This is a genomic window from Novosphingobium olei, assembly GCF_037076535.1.
In the GTDB taxonomy this organism is placed as follows: Bacteria; Pseudomonadota; Alphaproteobacteria; order Sphingomonadales; family Sphingomonadaceae; genus Novosphingobium; species Novosphingobium olei.
The window spans coordinates 3971061-3986061 of record NZ_AP029021.1 but is presented as its reverse complement, the minus strand read 5'-3'; the positions used below and the strand labels follow the sequence as shown (position 1 = coordinate 3986061).

Sequence of the window (15001 nt, the reverse complement as noted above, 5' to 3'; positions counted from 1 at the left end):
GCTGCCGTCACGTCCCTTCTTGCCTTGCCCTGCCGAAGCACCGTTTGCCGGGCCGGCCTGTACCGTCGTCTTGTTGCCGGCGGCTGCCTGCGTGGCGCCGCCCATGCCGAATTCATCGATCTTCACGCGCCGCCGCCCCGCATCTTGCGGCCTGACCTCCTCTTGCCGGGAGAACAGGCACGACCTACCCCTTGCCCGGATGCGCGCATTCGTGCGCCCGGGCCCTGCTTCAAGCGATTTCGTGACACCGGCCAGACGAGTTCCCTGTCGAAACAGAAGGCCCCCGCCGCTGCCGGTCCGTCCTGTCTATTGGCCCTTCGCGTTTGTGCGCAAGCGCCGGAGCGCAAAAAAACTGAAATAAATCGCCTTGACTCTGGTCTGGCCCGCAGAACTCCATCAAGTACATGATTTTATTCGGTTTTCCTTACTTCAACAGCCGAATCGCGGAATTTCCGTGACTTGTTGCGATTGCGAAATTGGTGGCGCTTTGAAACTATCGCGCAAAAGAAAAGGCCGGCGTGTGACACGCCGGCCATGTTCTTTTTTTGTGCCGTAACGTGCCGGTCATCACCCCGACACGATCAGCGCTTCGCCGCGAATCAGAGAGCGGCGACTCGCTTGCTGAGACGGCTCATCTTGCGGGCGACGGTGTTCTTGTGGAGCACGCCACGGGCAACGCCGCGCGCCAGCTCGGGCTGGGCAGCCTTGAGCGCTTCGGCGGCCGCAGACTTGTCGCCACCTTCGAGCGCGGCTTCGACCTTCTTGACGAAGGTGCGGATGCGCGAAAGGCGGTTGCCGTTGATTTCGGCGCGACGTTCGTTGCGGCGGATGCGCTTGCGGGCTTGCGGCGTGTTGGCCATGTGTTCCTGTCTCGTGTCCTCTGGCGGGCCACCGAAAAGGCGCCCATGCAATCATGATGGAAAGCGGGTAAAGCCCGCCGGAAAGCGGCGCCCTTAGCGTCAAGCCGCGATGCGGTCAACAGATTCGGCGCCTGCGGGCCGCCCCTTACCCCAGCCGGCGCAGCGACAGGCGCAGGCCGTCGCGCGGCTTGGGGATCGGCCAGGCCTGCCACGAAGGCGCATAGCCCGGCGCGGCTTCGAGCGCATAGCGCGACAGGATCTGCGCGACCAGCACCTTGGTCTGCATCGTGGCGAAGTGCAGCCCCAGGCACATGTGCGCGCCGCCGCCGAAGGGCACCCAGGCATACTTGTGCCGCGCGGCGACCTTGTCGGGGGTGAAGCGCAGCGGATCGAAGCGGTCGGGATCGGGCCAGAGCGCGGGATCGGCATGGACCGCGGCCGGGCTGATGCCGACGCCCGTGCCCGCCGGGATGAAGTGGCCGCGGAAGGTGAAATCGCGCAGCGCGCGGCGCGGCATGGCCGGAACCGGCGGCATGATCCGCAGCGATTCCTTGAAGGCGAGGTCGGTCAGTTCGAGCTTGCCGAGATCCTCGTAGGCGAGCGCGCGGCCCGGACCGCCGGTCACGGCCAGCGCCTCGGCGCGCAGCTTGTCCTGCCATTCGGGCGAGGTGGCGAGGTGCCAGGCGAGCGTGGTGAACGAGCTAGTGATGGTATCGTGCGCGGCCATCATCAGGAAGATCATGTGATCGACCACCACGTCTTCGGCCAGCAGGCTGCCATCTTCGCGGGTGGCGAGGGCGAACTGGCTGAACATGTCCTGCCCGGGCCTTTCGCGCCGTTCGCGCACCAGCTGGGTGAAGTATTCGACCATCAGCCTGCGCCCGGCAACGCCCCGGCCCATCGCGGTGAACGGCAGCGGGCGGCGGATCGGCGCGACCGAGGCCTGCACCATGTCGACGAAAGCCTTGTTCAGCCGGTCGGCCTCTGGTCCCAGGGGCAGGCCGAGGAAGCTGACCGCGGCGGTCTGCAGGGTAAGCGTCTTGATCAGGTCGTAGAAGCGGACCTGCGTGACCCCATCGGCCCCGGCGCCCTTGCTCCACGCTTCGACGCCGCGCGCGATCTGTTCGTTGAGCTGGCCGCAATAGGCGCGCATCGGTTCGGGCTTGAACGCGATCGACAGCGCGCGCCGGTCGATGCGGTGCGCTTCGTGGTCCATCAGCATCAGCCCGCGCGGGAACAGCAGGTTGAGGATCGGGCCCCAGCCCTGCTCGTTCGAGAACAGCTTGTCGCGATCGAACAGCACGAGTTCGTTGGCATCGGGGCCGATCAGGTTGACGCCGCGCCGGCCGAAGCTGCGGGTGCGGTAGACCGGCCCGAACTTGGCCAGCATTTCCTTGCCGAAGCCGATCGGATCGCCAAGCTGGCGGAAGGTGGTGCCGACGATCGGCCAGCCATCGTCCCCCGGGATCGCATCGAGTGCGGCATCGCCGGGGTGGCGCGTCCAGTGCGGGTTGCCGCGATCGGACTGGACGGTCACGTCGGTGAAGCTGCGGGCCGGAACGCTGGCCATCGATCGTCTCCCAGGGTCTTTTTAATCGCTCCATTAATGACACGACTGTCAGCAGCGAGGCAAGACCCGGAAGATTTCAGATCCAGCCGGAAAGTTCGCGCCGGACGAGCGATTCGATGAGGTCGATCCCGGCCTCGCCCGCGTTGAGGCAGGACAGCGCGGCGAAATGGCTGCCGCCGGCGGCGAGGAAATCGTCGCGCCCGCGGATGGCCAGTTCCTCCAGCGTTTCGAGGCAGTCGGCGGAAAAGCCGGGTGCGGCGATGGCCACGCGCTTCGTGCCGTTCCTTGCTTCTTCCACCAGCACGGTGTCGGTCGCGGGTTCGAGCCACTTGGCGCGGCCGAAGCGCGACTGGAAGCTGGTGACGATGCGCAGGTCCGGATGAGTCTGCGCAAAGCGTTCGCCGATCAGGCGCGCGGTCTTGCGGCAATGGCAGTGGTAGGGATCACCCCGATGCAGCGTGCGTTCGGGCATGCCGTGGAAGCTCAAAAGCAGCAGTTCCGGCGTGAAGGCCAGCGCGGCGATCTGGCGGGCGAGATCGGCGTGGAGCGCGGCGATCGCGGCGGGATCGTCGTGATAGGGCGGCAGCGTGCGTAGCGCGGGCAGGCGGCGGCGGCCCTTGATCCAATCCGCCATGGCATCGAGCGCGCTGGCGGTGGTGGCGGCGGAATACTGCGGATAGAGCGGCGCGACGAGAATGCGTTCGCACCCCTGTTCGAGCAGGGCGTCCAGCTCCTTGCCCATCGCGGGGCTCTGGTAGCGCATGGCGTGGCGCACGATCGCCGCATCGCCCAGCCGCGCCTGCAGACCGCGCGCCTGGGCGGCGGTGATCGCGGCGAGCGGGGAGCCTTCATCGCTCCACACCTGCTGGTAGGCGTGGGCGCTCTTCTTCGGCCGGGTGTTGAGGATGATGCCGCGCAGGATCGGCTGCCAAACGAGCGTGGGGATTTCGACCACCCGCTTGTCGGACAGGAATTCGCCGAGATAGCGCTTCACCGACTTCGCATCGGGCGCATCGGGCGTGCCGAGGTTGACCAGCAGCACGCCGACCTTGCCGGTGCGCACGACAGGGTGTTCGGCAGGAAGATGCGAAGCGGTCATCAGAAACCTTCGGACAGGAGGGGCAGGCGGCGCAGGCGCGCGCCGGTGGCCGAGAACAGGGCATTGGCGATGGCAGGGGCCGTGGCGACCATCCCGAGTTCGCCGGGATCGAACGGCTGCTCTGTCGAATCGGCGAAGGCAACATCGACCTTGGGGCAATCGGCCAGCAGCGGCAGGCCGAGCTGCGACAGCCGGGCCGCCAGCGGCAGGCCCGAAGCATAGGCGGTGCTGCCGCCGATCGCGTGGGCGAGGCCGAAGAGAAGGCCGCCCTCGATCTGCTGGCGGGCGATATCGACGTTCACGATGCGGCCGATGTCGGCATAGGCGGAAAGCTGGTCGACCCGGATCGTGCCATTGTCCTGCCGCGCTGTCGCCACCACGGCAATGAAGCCGGAACGCGGGCCTTCGCCCGCTTCGAGATCGAGCTTCCAGCAGGCGATGCCCTGCCCCGAGGCATCGGCGCCGCCGCCCCACATCGCCATGCGCGCCACGCCCTGCAGGCAGGCGACGAGGCGCGGCTGGCCCGACAGCATGCCGACGCGGAACGAGAGCGGTTCGGCGCCCGCGAAATGGGCGCATTCATCGACGAAGCTTTCCACGATGAACGCGGTGTAGCCATGCGCGCCGCCGCGCAGCCGGCCGGTGGGCAGCGGCAGATCGACGGCAATGTGATCGACCGCCTTTTCGGGAATGCCATAGAGCGGCAGCGCGCCTTCGCAGGCCATCGGATCGGGCTTGCCCTGCGCGGCGGCTTTGGCGCGTGGCATGCTGGTTTCGCCGAGCAGGCGCGTGCCCCATTCGATCGCGGTGGCCGGCAGGGCAAGCCGCGCGCGCCAGCCGAGCAGGCGCTGCTTGTCGGGGCTCATCGCCGCGGACAGCTGCGCCGAGACGGGCGTGCGCGGATAGCTGCCGAGCGATTCCTGCCAGCGCGACCACATCAGCTGCACCGGGCGGCCAATCGCCTTGGCGATGGCGGCGGCCTGCGAGGCGATGCGCACATCGAGCCGCGCATCGAAGCTGCCCCCGGCGTGGAGCGGATAGAGCACGACATCGCGCAAGGCGACGCCCGCGGCGCGCGCGGCGGCGCGGCGGGCGAGTTCGGGCGCTTGCGTCGCGAGCCAGAGTTCGAGCCGCCCTTCCTCCAGCCGCGCCGTACAGGTGGCGGTTTCGAGCGGGGCGTGGGTACCGGGTTCGACATCGTAGCGCACGTCGAGGCTGGGGCGCGCAAGCAGGGCGTCAGGATCGCCTTCGGCAAGGATGCGCCGGGGCGTGCCCTTGTGCAGGGCGGTGTCGATGCGGGTTTCGAGCGCGGAACTGTCGGCGATGCGGCCCGCCGCCTTGAAGCGCGGGTCCATCGCCTTCAGTGCCTTGTCTGCGGCGTGCCAGGTGGTGCCGGCGGCGGCGAGCCAGCGCTTGGCGCGGACGACGCCGACAAGACCCTTGATATCGGCGGCGGCCTTACGGTCGTAGCTTGCCAGCACGCTGTCGCCCTGCGGGCCCATGGCGATGGCCGCGTGGACCATGCCGGGCAGGCGCACGTCGCCGGCAAAGACGAAGCTGCCATCGACCTTGGGCGGAAGATCGAGCCGGGGAAAGGCCGGGCGCGCGCCTTCGGGAAAGGCGCCGGGCTTTTCGCGCGGGGGTTCGGGCCGCAGCACCGGCGGATCGGGCGGGTCGAAACCGGCGGCGGCGGGGATCAGCTTTTCGAACGCGATCTGGCGCTTGCCGTCGGTGACGGCATGGCCGCGTGCATCGAGCGTTTCCCAGCCGACGCCCCACTGCGCGGCGGCGGCTTGCGCCAGCACGGCGCGGACGGCAGCGGCGGCATCGCGCAAGGGCGCTTCGAACGCGGCGAGCGCGGTGCCTTCCGCCGTGATCTGCAGCGGCTCGCGCTCGGCATGAAGGCGGGCGAGCACATCGCCGGGCCGGTCGGCCAGCGACGGCGCCAGCGGCAGCCACAGCCGTGCCCAGCGCGCGGCGAGCACGGCATCGCCATAGACCGGGCTGACCGGCGCGGGTTCGACGCCGACGCGCTTCCAGTCGGCGCCCATCTCCACCGCGACGATCTGCGCGGCGAGCGTGGCAATCCCCTGCCCCATTTCGCAGAACGGCACGGCCACGCTGACATCGCCATTGCGCGCAAGGCGGATGAAGCTGTCGAATACGCGCTCTCCGGCATCAGCCCCATCGCGCGCAACAAGCGGGCTGGCATAGTGGCGCGGCACCAGCCGGAACGCGAGCAGCAGGGCGCCCCCCGCACCAGCGCCGATCAACAGGCCGCGCCGGGTCAGCCGCATGGCGCTAAACGCGGGCGTCGAGCCAGGCGATCACGGCTTGCGCGATCCGGGCGAAGGCATCGGCCTGCGGCCCTTCGCCCGCCGCCGGTGGCCGCCCGGCGTCGCTGTCCTGCCGGATCGCCAGATCGAGCGGAATGCGGCCGAGGAAGGGCAGGTTCATCGTCCTTGCCGCGGCTTCGGCACCGCCCTGCCCGAACGGATCGCTTTCCTCTCCGCAATGCGGGCAGACGTAGCCGGCCATGTTTTCGACCAGGCCGACGATCGGCACGTGCGCCTGTTCGAACAGCTGCACCGCGCGGGTGGCGTCCATCAGCGCGAGATCCTGCGGGGTGGAGACGATCACCGCGCCCGCCGGCTTGTGCTTTTGCAGCATGGTCAGCTGCACATCGCCGGTGCCGGGCGGGAGATCGACCACCAGCAGATCGATATCGCCCCAGATCGCATCGGTCAGCTGGCCCAGCGCATTGCCCGCCATCGGCCCGCGCCATGCGATCGCCTGCCCCGGCTGGACGAGGTGGCCCATCGACAGCAGCGGCAGGCCCCAAGGGCTCTGCACCGGATGCAGCTTGTTGCCTTCGGCGGTGGGGCGCATGCCTTCGGTTGCGAGCAGGCGCGCCTGCGACGGGCCATAGATATCGGCATCGACGAGGCCCACCTTCTTTCCAGCGCGCGACAGCGCGACGGCGAGATTGGTGGACAGCGTGGACTTGCCAACGCCCCCCTTGCCCGAGCCGACCGCGAGGATCAGCGGGGCCGCGCGCTTTTCCGCGGTCATGCCCACGCGCACTTCGGCAGCGCCCGCCGCCTTGGCCGCGTCGCGCACCGCAAGATCGAGCTTGTCGCGCGCGAGCCGCTCCATGCCGGCGACATCGAGCACGATCGTGGCGACTTCGCCTTTCACCGTGGCCGACTGCAGCCTGTCCCCCGCCACTTGCCGCACCGCATCGTGCAGCGCCTTGCCATCGAGGCTCACGCCCGCTCCTGTTCCTGCCCGCCGGTTGCAGCCATTCACCCCCGGCCTTCGGGGCAGTCCCCTAGCAGAGGAATTTTGGGAGCGAGACACTGTTTTTCGCGAGCGTTGTTCCTATAACGGTCGGATGAAGGATTTCGGTGAGGCAGGTGCAGGGCCCGGACCCCTGCCCGGGACCAGCAGCGCAATGACGGGCAAGAAGAGCCCCTGGGGCGACCCGGGCGGCGCCGACGACCGTGGCGGAGACGCCGGGACCGAAGGCGGCGCAGGAAGCAACAGGCCCGAGAGCGGCGAGCGGCCCAGCCCGCCGCCGGGATCCGAAGGTCCGCGCAATCCCTGGCTGCCGCCCGCATCGGGCGAGCCGCGCAAGGGCCCGAGCATCGAGGAGCTGTTCCGCAAGCGGTCCGCGGGCCCGGGCGGCGGCGGGCGCGGCCCCGCGTTCCGCCTGCCCCCGCGCCCCGACGGCAAATCGTGGGTGCCGATCGGCGTTGCCGCGTTCGTGCTGCTGTGGCTGGGCACGTCGATGGTCCATCGCATCGCCCCGCAGGAACAGGGCATCGTCACCACGTTCGGATCCTATTCGCGCACGCTCCACCCCGGCATGGCGCTGACTCTGCCCTGGCCGGTGCAATCGGTGAGCGTGAAGGACGTGACCTCGATCCGCCGGGAATCGATCCCCGAGGGCGAAGGCGAGAAGCTGATGCTGACCGCCGACCAGAACCTGGTCGACCTGACCTATCTGGTGCGCTGGAACATCAAGGATCTGAAGCTCTATTCCTTCCAGCTGGCCGAGCCGGACCAGACCGTGCGCGAAGTGGCCGAGGCGGCGATGCGCGCCTCTATCGCCGAAGTGACGCTGAACGATGCCATGGGTTCGGGCCGCGCCGCGATCGAGCAGAACGTGCGCGAGCGGATGCAGCGCGTGCTCGATGCCTATCGCTCGGGCGTGAAGATTCAGGGCGTTGAAATCAAGAAGACCGACCCGCCGGCCAAGGTGGTCGATGCCTTCAAGGAAGTGCTTGCCGCGCAGCAGGATGCGCAGAGCGAGGTGAACCGCGCCGAAGCCTGGGCGCAGCAGCTGACCGCCCGCGCGCAGGGCGAGGCCGCCGCGTTCGACAAGGTGTACGAGCAGTACAAGCTTGCCCCCGAGGTGACGCGCCGGCGCATGTACTATGAAACCATGGAGCGCGTGCTGAGCCAGACCGACAAGGTGATCGTCGAGACGCCGGGGGTGCAATCGTACCTGCCACTGCCCGAGATCAAGCGCCGCCCGAGCGATGCTGCCAGCGATGCCTCGAACGGGGGGGCGAACTGACATGGACGCCATCGAACGCATCTGGAACGACTACAAGGCCGCGGTCATCGCGGTGATCGTGCTGCTCGTCGCGCTGGCGAGCACGCTGATCGTGGTGCCCGAAACCAAGCAGGCGGTGATCGTGCGGCTGGGGGACCCCGAGCGCGTGATCAACCGCTTCCGCCCCAACGCCGACTTCGGCCAGACCGGGGCTGGCCTTTCCTGGCGCATCCCGTTCTTCGAAACGGTGGTGTGGGTCGACAAGCGCGTGCTCGACGTCGACATGGAGCGCCAGCAGGTGACCAGCGCTGACCAGCGCCGCCTGGAAGTGGACGCTTATGCCCGCTTCCGCGTGATCGACCCGGTCAAGATGTACGAGACCGCAGGGACCGTCGACCGCGTATCCGAACAGCTGCAGCCGATCCTCAATTCGGTGCTGCGCCAGGAACTGGGCAAGCGCACGTTCGCTTCGCTGCTGACCGCCGAGCGTGGGCAGGCCATGGCCAACATCCGCCAGGGGCTGGACAGGGAAGCGCGCGAATACGGCGCGCAGGTGATCGACGTGCGGATCAAGCGGGCCGATTTGCCCGACGGCGCGCCGCTCGATTCGGCGTTCACCCGCATGGCGACCGCGCGCCAGCAGGAAGCCGCGACGATCCGCGCGCAGGGCCAGAAGAACGCGCAGATCATCCGCGCGCAGGCCGAGGCCGACGCATCGCGCACTTATGCCGACAGCTTCGGCAAGGATCCTTCGTTCTACGACTTCTACCGTGCGATGCAGAGCTACGACACGACCTTCGCGCAGAAGGGATCGAGTACGTCGATCGTGCTTTCTCCTGACAACGAGTACCTGAAGCAATTCCGCGGAAAGTGACGGAACGCCCCCATTCAAATCCCGTTCATGCGACGAAGCGTTGATCGGCGAGGGGGATGGGAGCGGCGCCCGGCAAGGCCGGGAATCCGCCGCCAACGCATAGGACAAGAGGAACGAGCCACGTGCGATATGCTTACGGAGTGACTACGGCGCTGCTCCTTGCCGGCAGCGCGGCGACTTTGGTGACCGGCTTCCCCGCCGGCGCCCAGGTGGCCCAGAACGATTCCGCGCAGATGCAGAACGTGGTGCCCCGCGCGGGCGCGCCGGCGAGCTTTGCCGACCTGACGCAGCAGCTGCAGCCGGCCGTGGTCAACATCTCGACCCGCCAGCGCGTGAAGGTGCAGAACCAGAACCCGTTCGCCGGAACGCCTTTCGGTGACCTGTTCGGCGGCGGCCAGGGCGGCGGCGGCGCGCAAACGCGCGAGGCGCAGTCGCTGGGTTCGGGCTTCATCATCTCGGCCGACGGCTACATCGTCACCAACAACCACGTGATCACCGCCGACGGCCAGGGCGAGGTCGAATCGATCACCGTCACCATGACCGACGGCACCGATTACCCCGCCAAGCTGATCGGCCGCGACGCCGCGTCGGACCTCGCGGTGCTCAAGATTTCGGGGACCAAACCCTTCCCGTTCGTGAAGTTCGGCGATTCGCGCCATGCCCGCGTGGGCGACTGGGTCATCGCCATCGGCAACCCGTTCGGCCTTGGCGGCACGGTGACCAGCGGCATCATTTCGGCCGTGTACCGCAACACCGGATCGGGTTCGGCCTACGACCGCTATCTGCAGACCGACGCTTCGATCAACCGGGGCAATTCGGGCGGTCCGATGTTCGACATGAACGGCAACGTCATCGGCATCAACAACGCGATCTTTTCGCCGACCGGCGGCAGCGTCGGCATCGGCTTTGCGATTCCCGCCGAGATCGCCGCCCCGATCGTGGAAAAGCTGCGCAGCGGCCAGGCGATCGAGCGCGGTTATCTGGGCGTACGCATCCAGCAGCTTTCGGACGATCTTGCCGCCTCGCTCGGCCTTGCCAAGAAGCGCGGCGAATTCATCCAGTCGGTCGAACCGGGCCAGGGCGCGGCAAAGGCCGGCATTCAGTCGGGCGACGTGGTCGTTTCGGTGGACGGCAAGGAAGTCACTCCCGACCAGACGCTGTCGTTCCTGGTGGCCAACACCGCACCGGGCAAGCGCATCCCGATCGAGTTGATCCGCAACGGTCAGCGGCTGACCGTGCAGGCGGTCGTCGGCAAGCGCCCGAGCGAGGAAGAGCTGGCCAGCAACACCTTCGACCCCGACGCGCAGCAGGACGACAGCGACAACGGCGGCTTTGCCAAGCCCGATGCCAGCAAGCCCGCTTCGGGCGCGGCGATCCAGCAGTCGCTGGGCATCGCCGCCATCCCGCTGACCGCGCAGATCGCGCGCCAGCTGGGCGCGACCGAGGACACCAAGGGCGTGGTCATCACCGCAGTCGATACCTCGGGCGACGCGGCGGCCAAGGGCCTGCAGCGTGGCGACATCGTGCTGTCGGCCAACTACAAGGCAGTGACCTCGCTGGCCGACCTGGAAGCCGTGGTGCGCCAGGCCAAGGCGGAGAACCGCGAAGCCGTGCTGCTGCGCATCCAGCGCCGTGGCCAGCCCGCGCTTTACGTGCCGATCCGCCTGCGCTGATCGAACGGATCTGACCGCAAGAAAAAGGCCGCCTCTGGAAACCGGGGCGGCCTTTTCGCTTGGCTGGTCGGGCAGTTACTGGCCGGGATCGAGGTGGAGGCCGCGGCGCCCGTGTTCGGGCGTATCGTGCGGCGGCAGCGGTTCGGACGCGTCCGGATCCATCGGCACCTGCAGCATGCCTTCCCATTTGGTGATGACCGAGGTTGCCACCGCGTTGCCGACGACGTTGGTGGCGGTGCGGCCCATGTCGAGGAAGGTATCGACGCCGAGCAGCAGCGCGATGCCTTCGAGCGGCAGGCCAAACTGGGTGAGCGTGGCGGCGATGACCACGAGGCTGGCGCGCGGCACGCCGGCGATGCCCTTGCTGGTGACCATCAACGTGAGCAGCATGGCGATCTGCTGGCCGATCGACAGGTGGATGCCATAGGCCTGCGCGATGAACATCGTGGCAAAGCTGGTGTACATCATCGAGCCATCGAGGTTGAACGAATAGCCCAGCGGCAGGACGAAGCCCGAAATGCGCCGCGGAACGCCGAAGCGGTCGAGCTGTTCGAACAGCTTGGGCAGCGCGGACTCCGAACTTGCGGTCGAGAAGGCGAGCAGCAGCGGTTCGCGGATATAGCGGGCGAGCACGATGACGCGCTTGCCCAGGAACAGGCCGCCCATGGTGAACAGGATCACCCACAGCAGCGTCAGCCCGAAGAAGAATTCGGAAACGAACACGCCATAGGTGACGATGATCGACAGGCCCTTGGTCGCCACCACCGAAGCGAGCGCGCCGAACACGGCCATGGGTGCCGCGCGCATCACATAGTCGGTGATCGTGAGCATCAGCGTGGCGAGCGCTTCGGCCCCGCGCACCAGTGGCGCGCCCTTTTCACCGATGGCCGAGAGGGCGACACCGGCGAAGAGCGAGAACACGAGGATCTGCAGGACGTTGTTCTTGGCCATCGCCTCGAACACGCTGGTCGGGAAAATCTCGAGCACGAAGTGGCGCAGGGTGAAATCGGCGGTGGCAAGATCGCCGACCGGGGCGGCGGGCGTGAACTGCAGGCCGACGCCGGGCTTGAACAGGTTCACCAGCACCAGGCCAAGACCGATCGAGATCAGGCTGGCAGTGATGAACCAGCCGAGCGCCCGCCCGCCGATCCGGCCGAGCGCGGCGCTGTCGCCCATGCCGGCGATGCCAGTGACCAGCGTCGCCAGGATCAGCGGCGCGATGATCATCTTGATCAGGTGCAGGAACACTTCGGGCAGCAGCTTGAGCGTGTCGGCAATGCTGGCGAGCGTCGCACTGTCTGCAGGATAGGCGCGGTTGAGCGCAAAGCCGGTGAGAATGCCCGCGATCATGGCGATCACGATGTAGAGGGTAAGGCGTCGGCCCAAGGTCTTTCGTCCCCGCAAGATTGTTGCGTGCGAGACTAACCTCTGGCTAGGCATAGGGCAAACGCACATAAGGAGACGCCGGTGGAGAGGATCAAGATCGAGCGCGAGGAGCGGGTCACGTGGATCCGCCTGGCCCGGCCGGAAGTGCTGAACGCGATCGACGCCGACATGCATGACGAGCTGGAAGCCGCGTTCGATGCCTTTGCCGCCGATCCCGACCAGTGGATCTGCGTGGTGACCGGCGAAGGCCGCGCCTTCTGCGCCGGGTCCGATCTCAAGTCGGTGGTCGCGAACGGGCATCGCGACTACCCCGCACACGGCTATGCCGGGCTGATCGAGCGGTTCGACTGCGACAAGCCGATCATCGCCATGGTCAACGGGCTGGCGCTGGGCGGCGGGTTCGAGGTGGCGCTCGCCTGCGACCTGATCATCGCGGCGGAAAGCGCGAGCTTCGGCCTGCCCGAACCGCTGGTCGGCGCGGTGGCGCTGGGCGGCGGGGTTCATCGCCTGGCCCGCCAGATCGGCCTGAAAAAGGCGATGGGCATGATCCTGTCGGCCCGCCGCGTCAGCGCCGCGGAGGGCGAGCGGCTGGGCTTCGTCACGCAAGTGGTGCCCGACGAGGAGCTGGAGGCGGCGACACGGGCCTGGCTCGAGACGATCCTGAAGGGCGCGCCGCTATCGATCCGGGCATCGAAGCAGGCGGTGATGCGCGGGCTGGACGAGCCCAGCCTGGAAGCGGCGATCGAGGGTCAAGAGGATTACCCCGCCTTCGCCGCGTGGCGCCGCAGCGAGGACGCGCGCGAAGGTGCGCTCGCCTTTGCCGAAAAGCGCGCCCCCGCGTGGAAGGGGCGCTGACTTATCGCTGATCAGCGTCCGGGCGTTTAGCGTCCGGTTTGGGCGCGGTGGAGCAGCTTCTGGTCGGCAAGGACCAGCGCCATCATCGCTTCGACCACGGGCACGCCGCGAATGCCGACGCAAGGATCGTGACGTCCCTTGGTGAACAGCTCGGTCGCCTCCCCTTCCCGCGTGATCGTGGGCATGGGGGTGAGGATCGAGCTGGTCGGCTTGAACGCCACGCGCACCACCACCGGCTGTCCGGTCGAAATGCCCCCGGCAATGCCGCCCGCGTGGTTGGCGAGGAAGCTCGGCCCATCATTACCGGGCCGCATCGGATCGGCATTGCCTTCGCCGGTGTTGCGCGCGGCTTCGAAGCCATCGCCGATCTCCACGCCCTTGACCGCATTGATGCCCATCATCGCGTGGGCGAGTTCGGCATCGAGCTTGGCATAGAGCGGCGCGCCCCAGCCGGCGGGCACGCCTTCGGCCACGCATTCGACCACCGCGCCCAGCGACGAGCCGGACTTGCGCGCATCGTCGACCAGCTTTTCCCAGCGCGCAGCCGCCCACGAATCCGGGCAGAAGAACGGGTTGCGGCCGATTTCGGCTTCATCGAAGTGATCCATGTCGATCCGGTCGCCGCCGATCTCGCTGACCCAGGCGGTGATCTTCACTTCGGGAATCACGAGCCGCGCAACGCCGCCCGCCGCCACACGCGCCGCCGTTTCACGCGCCGAGGAGCGCCCGCCGCCGCGATAGTCGCGAAAGCCGTACTTGGCGTCATAGGCATAGTCGGCGTGACCGGGGCGGTAGGCCCTGGCGACATCGCCATAGTCCTTCGAGCGCTGGTCGACGTTTTCGATCATCAGGCTGATCGGCGTGCCGGTCGTGCGTTGGATTCCGTCTTGGCCCTCGAACACGCCCGAAAGGATCTTCACCTGATCGGGTTCCTGCCGCTGCGTGGTGAAGCGCGACTGTCCAGGCCGCCGGGCATCGAGGAAGGGCTGGATCACCGCTTCGGAAATCGGCAGGCCCGGCGGGCAGCCGTCGACGACCGCGCCGAGCGCGGGGCCATGGCTTTCGCCCCAGGTGGTGAAGCGGAACACGTGTCCGAAGCTGTTCAGGCTCATGGAGCGCGGCTTTGTCGCAAGCGCGCGCAAAAGTCCATTGCCCGGCCGATCGCGGACTAGGCGGCGTGGACAAATTCCACAGCGCCACGGCTGGAGGCAAAAAGCGCCAGCGCGAGGAGGCGAGGTGGAGCAATATCGGGAATATTGCGAGCCGAGCCGACGCTGCGATAGCGCTTTTTGGTCCAGCCCCGAAGGGGTTTCCCTGTAAAGGGCCCCTGCAGCGTCGCTCGGCCTTGATGGAGGCCCACTCCACCTGCGGCCTCGCTCCTTGCCGGGGCCCTTTACAGGGTAACCGTGGCGTTGCGGAGTTTGTCCACGCCGCCTAGGACAGGCAGCCCATGTACCTCGTCGTCTTCCGCAACCGCAAGCGCGCCGACCTCGACGCCGCCGCCTATGCCGCCGATGCGCAGGCGATGGAGGACCTGGCCCGCGCGCAGCCCGGCTTTATCTCGTTCAAGAGCTACACGGCCGACGACGGCGAAGTGATCGCGCTGTCCGAATGGGCCGACGAGGCCGCCGCGCTTGGCTGGCGACGGCAGGCCGACCACGCCGCAGTCCAGGCCCGGGGCCGCGCCGAATACTACGAAAGCTATACCCTGTTCGCCGGGACTCCCGCGCGCCACCACCACTTCGACAGGACCGAGCGATGAGCGTAACCGTCTATGGCATTCCCAACTGTGACACCGTCAAGAAGGCGCGTGTCTGGCTCGAGAGCCAAGGCATCGCCTACACTTTCCACGACTACAAAAAGCAGGGCGCCGATCCCGCGCGCATCGCCGGCTGGATCGCGCAGGCGGGGCGCGAGAAGATCGTGAACAAGGCGGGGACGACGTACCGCAAGCTGGACGAGGCGCAGAAGGAGGCGCTGGCGGGCGATGGCGCGGCAGCGGTGCTGGCGGCAAACAGCTCGGTCATCAAGCGGCCGATCGTCGAGCATCCGGGTGGTCTGCTGGTGGGGTTCAAGCAGCCCGAGTGGGAAGCCGCGCTGGGCTGAGTCGGCGAGGCAAGGCG

Annotated in this window: 13 protein-coding genes; 6 read left to right on the top strand and 7 right to left on the bottom strand. The window is 67.8% G+C overall.

Features of this window, described 5'->3' with window-relative positions; translation table 11 throughout:
- Positions 1 to 599: 599 nt before the first annotated feature.
- The 5 genes from rpsT to AACH40_RS18840 all read right to left on the bottom strand — a co-directional run bounded on the left by rpsT (position 600) and on the right by AACH40_RS18840 (position 6799).
- The gene (gene rpsT, locus AACH40_RS18860; protein WP_169493681.1) at positions 600 to 860 is read right to left on the bottom strand and encodes a 30S ribosomal protein S20; all 261 of its coding nucleotides are present in this window, start codon (positions 858 to 860) and stop codon (positions 600 to 602) included.
- A 145-nt stretch (positions 861 to 1005) separates the two neighbouring features.
- Positions 1006 to 2430, bottom strand: a complete 1425-nt coding sequence (locus AACH40_RS18855; RefSeq protein ID WP_338643691.1) for a cytochrome P450 — start codon at positions 2428 to 2430, stop codon at positions 1006 to 1008.
- A gap of 76 nt (positions 2431 to 2506) precedes the next feature.
- Positions 2507 to 3529, bottom strand: a complete 1023-nt coding sequence (gene hemH, locus AACH40_RS18850; RefSeq protein WP_338643690.1) for a ferrochelatase — start codon at positions 3527 to 3529, stop codon at positions 2507 to 2509.
- Positions 3529 to 5826: a molybdopterin cofactor-binding domain-containing protein gene (locus AACH40_RS18845; protein ID WP_338643689.1), complete on the bottom strand. Its 2298-nt coding sequence runs from the start codon at positions 5824 to 5826 to the stop codon at positions 3529 to 3531. Before AACH40_RS18845 ends, hemH begins: the two co-directional genes overlap by 1 nt.
- Before the next feature lie 4 nt (positions 5827 to 5830).
- Positions 5831 to 6799: an Mrp/NBP35 family ATP-binding protein gene (locus AACH40_RS18840; RefSeq protein ID WP_420874058.1), complete on the bottom strand. Its 969-nt coding sequence runs from the start codon at positions 6797 to 6799 to the stop codon at positions 5831 to 5833.
- A 184-nt stretch (positions 6800 to 6983) separates the two neighbouring features.
- Between AACH40_RS18840 and AACH40_RS18835 the strand changes: the two genes are divergently transcribed.
- The 3 genes from AACH40_RS18835 (at position 6984) to AACH40_RS18825 (ending at position 10637) form a co-directional block, all read left to right on the top strand.
- Complete coding sequence (locus AACH40_RS18835) at positions 6984 to 8111, top strand: protease modulator HflK (RefSeq protein WP_338643688.1); 1128 nt, start codon at positions 6984 to 6986, stop codon at positions 8109 to 8111.
- 1 nt (position 8112) lies between these two features.
- Positions 8113 to 8964, top strand: a complete 852-nt coding sequence (hflC, locus tag AACH40_RS18830) for a protease modulator HflC (protein WP_169493686.1) — start codon at positions 8113 to 8115, stop codon at positions 8962 to 8964.
- A gap of 122 nt (positions 8965 to 9086) precedes the next feature.
- Complete coding sequence (locus AACH40_RS18825; protein ID WP_338114891.1) at positions 9087 to 10637, top strand: Do family serine endopeptidase; 1551 nt, start codon at positions 9087 to 9089, stop codon at positions 10635 to 10637.
- A gap of 75 nt (positions 10638 to 10712) precedes the next feature.
- Here the strand turns inward: AACH40_RS18825 and AACH40_RS18820 are convergent, their stop codons facing one another.
- Positions 10713 to 12023: a dicarboxylate/amino acid:cation symporter gene (locus AACH40_RS18820; RefSeq protein ID WP_338643687.1), complete on the bottom strand. Its 1311-nt coding sequence runs from the start codon at positions 12021 to 12023 to the stop codon at positions 10713 to 10715.
- Positions 12024 to 12104: 81 nt separating this feature from the next.
- On the opposite strand from AACH40_RS18820, the gene AACH40_RS18815 reads away from it, so the two are divergent.
- Positions 12105 to 12878 carry an enoyl-CoA hydratase-related protein gene (locus AACH40_RS18815; RefSeq protein WP_338643686.1) on the top strand — a complete coding sequence of 258 codons (774 nt, stop codon included), beginning with the start codon at positions 12105 to 12107 and terminating at the stop codon, positions 12876 to 12878.
- Positions 12879 to 12904: 26 nt separating this feature from the next.
- On the opposite strand, the gene aroC is transcribed toward AACH40_RS18815, so the two are convergent.
- Positions 12905 to 13990 carry a chorismate synthase gene (aroC, locus tag AACH40_RS18810; protein ID WP_338643685.1) on the bottom strand — a complete coding sequence of 362 codons (1086 nt, stop codon included), beginning with the start codon at positions 13988 to 13990 and terminating at the stop codon, positions 12905 to 12907.
- A 338-nt stretch (positions 13991 to 14328) separates the two neighbouring features.
- On the opposite strand from aroC, the gene AACH40_RS18805 reads away from it, so the two are divergent.
- Positions 14329 to 14640, top strand: a complete 312-nt coding sequence (locus AACH40_RS18805; RefSeq protein WP_338643684.1) for an antibiotic biosynthesis monooxygenase family protein — start codon at positions 14329 to 14331, stop codon at positions 14638 to 14640.
- Positions 14637 to 14984, top strand: a complete 348-nt coding sequence (locus tag AACH40_RS18800) for an arsenate reductase (RefSeq protein ID WP_338643683.1) — start codon at positions 14637 to 14639, stop codon at positions 14982 to 14984. Before AACH40_RS18805 ends, AACH40_RS18800 begins: the two co-directional genes overlap by 4 nt.
- Positions 14985 to 15001 lie beyond the last annotated feature (17 nt).

Bases quoted from the DNA above. Each gene is read 5' to 3' on its own strand.
- rpsT (WP_169493681.1), bottom strand. From the start codon at position 860: ATGGCCAACACGCCGCAAGCCCGCAAGCGCATCCGCCGCAACGAACGT.
- AACH40_RS18855 (WP_338643691.1), bottom strand. From the start codon at position 2,430: ATGGCCAGCGTTCCGGCCCGCAGCTTCACCGACGTGACCGTCCAGTCC.
- hemH (WP_338643690.1), bottom strand. From the start codon at position 3,529: ATGACCGCTTCGCATCTTCCTGCCGAACACCCTGTCGTGCGCACCGGC.
- AACH40_RS18845 (WP_338643689.1), bottom strand. From the start codon at position 5,826: ATGCGGCTGACCCGGCGCGGCCTGTTGATCGGCGCTGGTGCGGGGGGC.
- AACH40_RS18835 (WP_338643688.1), top strand. From the start codon at position 6,984: ATGACGGGCAAGAAGAGCCCCTGGGGCGACCCGGGCGGCGCCGACGAC.
- hflC (WP_169493686.1), top strand. From the start codon at position 8,113: ATGGACGCCATCGAACGCATCTGGAACGACTACAAGGCCGCGGTCATC.
- aroC (WP_338643685.1), bottom strand. From the start codon at position 13,990: ATGAGCCTGAACAGCTTCGGACACGTGTTCCGCTTCACCACCTGGGGC.
- AACH40_RS18805 (WP_338643684.1), top strand. From the start codon at position 14,329: ATGTACCTCGTCGTCTTCCGCAACCGCAAGCGCGCCGACCTCGACGCC.
- AACH40_RS18800 (WP_338643683.1), top strand. From the start codon at position 14,637: ATGAGCGTAACCGTCTATGGCATTCCCAACTGTGACACCGTCAAGAAG.